The sequence below is a fragment of the Methylopila musalis genome (assembly GCF_042679725.1).
Taxonomy (GTDB): domain Bacteria; phylum Pseudomonadota; class Alphaproteobacteria; order Rhizobiales; family Methylopilaceae; genus Methylopila; species Methylopila musalis.
Map to the genome: position 1 here is coordinate 1 of NZ_JBHTMX010000284.1, position 2,577 is coordinate 2,577.

At 71.5% G+C, this 2,577-nt stretch carries 2 protein-coding genes and 1 pseudogene; all 3 read right to left on the reverse strand.

All coding sequences use genetic code 11. The features are described from left to right. Positions 1–182 (reverse strand): annotated as a pseudogene (locus ACFQ4O_RS16685) (hypothetical protein); the annotation flags it as partial. Positions 183–263: 81 nt separating this feature from the next. Beyond that, a complete protein-coding gene (locus ACFQ4O_RS16690) occupies positions 264–818 on the reverse strand; it encodes a hydrolase (protein ID WP_378777375.1) in 555 nt (184 codons plus the stop codon). 47 nt (positions 819–865) lie between these two features. Next, positions 866–2,107: an alpha/beta hydrolase gene (locus ACFQ4O_RS16695; RefSeq protein WP_378777373.1), complete on the reverse strand. Its 1,242-nt coding sequence runs from the start codon at positions 2,105–2,107 to the stop codon at positions 866–868. Between the last annotated feature and the right edge of the window lie 470 nt (positions 2,108–2,577).

The window sequence follows — 2,577 nt, forward strand, 5'->3', positions numbered from 1 at the left end:
GCCGCGATGTCGTTGAAGGCGAGCAGCAGCCGGTCGGCGGCGGGAAGGCCGTCCGGCGCGGGCTCGTTCGGGTCCGAGGTCAGGGTCAGCACGCGGGCGCCCGGCGCGCGCCGCAGCGCCTCCGGCAGGCGGGACAGCGGGCACACCAGCAGCGCGCCCACGGTCCCGGCGTCTGCGGACACGCTTGGGTTCAATACCGAAAACGTCGTGTCGCCTGCGCTGTTCGCCATGTCTGCAATCATAAGGTCATATCTGCGCAGCGATCACGCGGTCAGCGCGGCGAAGCGCCCGAGAAAGCGCTCCGCGGCCTGGTCCGCCGGCCAGGGCGTCAGGTCCGCGTCGGCGGGGGCGCCTTCGGGCCGCCCGAACACCCGGCGCGCTTCCGTCAGCGAGAAGCCCGCGAGCCGCGTCGCCTCCAGATAAGCCGCCGTGCGGTCGGCGCGCTTGAGGATGCGGTTCACCGCCTCCCCCCGCTCCGGCGGCAGGCCGAAGCGCACGTGGATCGCCCGCATCAGCCGATCCTCCACCGTCTTGTACTCGCCGCCCAGCACCGCCTTGAACGGGCTGATCATGTCGCCGATGACGTATTCCGGCGCGTCGTGCAGCAGCACGGCGAGGCGCAGCTCCGGGCCGCAGCCGGGCGCGAGCCGGGCCGCCACCTGCTCCACCAGCACCGAATGCTGCGCCACCGAGAAGATGTGCGCCCCGAGCGTCTGCCCGTTCCAGCGCGCCACCCGCGCCAGCCCGTGGGCGATGTCGGCGATCTCCACGTCGAGCGGCGACGGATCGAGCAGGTTGAGCCGCCGGCCGGACAGCATGCGCTGCCAGGCGCGGTGTTCCGGGTCGGCCCCCGGCGTCGCGCCGCTCACCGGAGCGTGTCGAGGGTTCCGCCGGCCTGGCCGCGCAACTCCCGCAGCCGGTCGCCGTAGTTCCGCCGGCTGGCGGGATCGACGATCGCGATCGGCGCCGTCACCACCGCGCCCGCGGCGGAGCCGGCGGTGGCGGCGACGCCCGCCGCGGCCTCGCCCACCCGCTCGCCGAGCGACAGCTCGCTCGCCGAAATCTCCTGCCCCGCCACCAGCCGCCCGCCGATGGCCTGCACCACCGCCGGACTCTGGGCGAACTTGCCGTGCGCCAGCGGATCGGCGGTCTTGAGATCGGTGAGGTCGAAGGCGTCGATGCGCGCCTGCTCGAACTCGGAGCGGTAGGGCTCGGCCTTGGGATCGATCGCGCCAAGGCGCGGCACCGCGCCGGCGATGCGGCTCGACACCTTCAGCGCCCGGTCGTCGCGGGAGACGAACACCGTGAAGCGCGGTCGCTGGTTCGGCGTTCCCATCTCGCCGAGCTGCTGCTTGAACACGTCCACGTCCACGTCCGGCGCCGCGAGGATCACGTTGCGGATCTTGGGCGCGATGCGGCCGTCGCGGATCGCCATCTGGCGCAGCGCCTCCATGGTGAGGAAGCTGCCCATGGAGTGGGCCAGCACCGAGACGTCCTTCACGTCCTTCTCGTCGGCCAACGCCTGCAGCACCTCCTCCAGCGCGTCGCGGGAGTAGTTGGTGCTCTCGCGGTCGTAATTGTAGGCGAAGATGCTGGCGCGGGACGGCCAGGTGAACAGCGCCGGCACCGCGTCGGTGCGGCTGTCGTGCACGATCTGCGCGAAGCGGTAGACCGCGTCCTCGTAGGAATTGTTGAAGCCGTGCACGAACAGCAGCACGTGGCGCTTGCCGCCCGCCTCGCGGCGGAACCACGCCCGCGCCTGCTCGCGGCTGACGGGCGTCGCCTCCAGCGTGGCGAACTCCTTGGAAGGGTCCGGCGGCAGCCGCTTCGGCCACTGCACCTCGCCCGCGACCCGCACCGCGTCCGGCGGCACCGAGACGCCGATGCGGGTGAGCGAGATGCGGCTCGCCCGCTCGCCCGAGAACAGCACGCCGGGATCGTGCGACGGCCTGCGGGTGGTGGCGGCCATCAGCTCCACGCGGGAGGCGCCGGGCGCGGGCGCTTGCGGGGTGATCGGCGTCAGCACGCCGACGGCGCGGCCGCCGCAGCCGGAGAGGCACGCGGCGAGCGCGAGGCAAAGTCCGAGCGACAGTGTTCGCAACGTCATCGCCATCCCGTCCGGTTCATTCTGCGTTCAGTTCGTCTAGCCCAGTTCTTGAAGCGCGGCCATACCGGCGGCGAGACGAGTGATCGAATGGAACCCGGCGCCATCTCATGCGTTGCCGAAGTCCTCGCGCGGCGTAATCGCGCGCCCGGCGGCGCATTTGGCCGCCTTACAAGCATACCTTTCTCGATCGTCTCATGGCCGGACTGTAAAATCGCCACGGACAGGCCGCATTCTGCGATCAGATACAAACGGATTAATGGGGCAAGACGCGCGCTCCACACGAGCGCGCCAGGCGGAAACGAACAAGGTTGACGATGAAAGCGACCCGATTTCTTCTCCTCGCCGGCGCCGCGCTTCCGGCCCTGGCTTTTGCGATCCCGAACGCCGCGCCGCCCGCGCTGGCCGAGGCGGCCGCGCCCGCGCTGGTGATCGCGCAGGCGGACGGCGAGCGCCCCGAAAAGCGCGAGCGG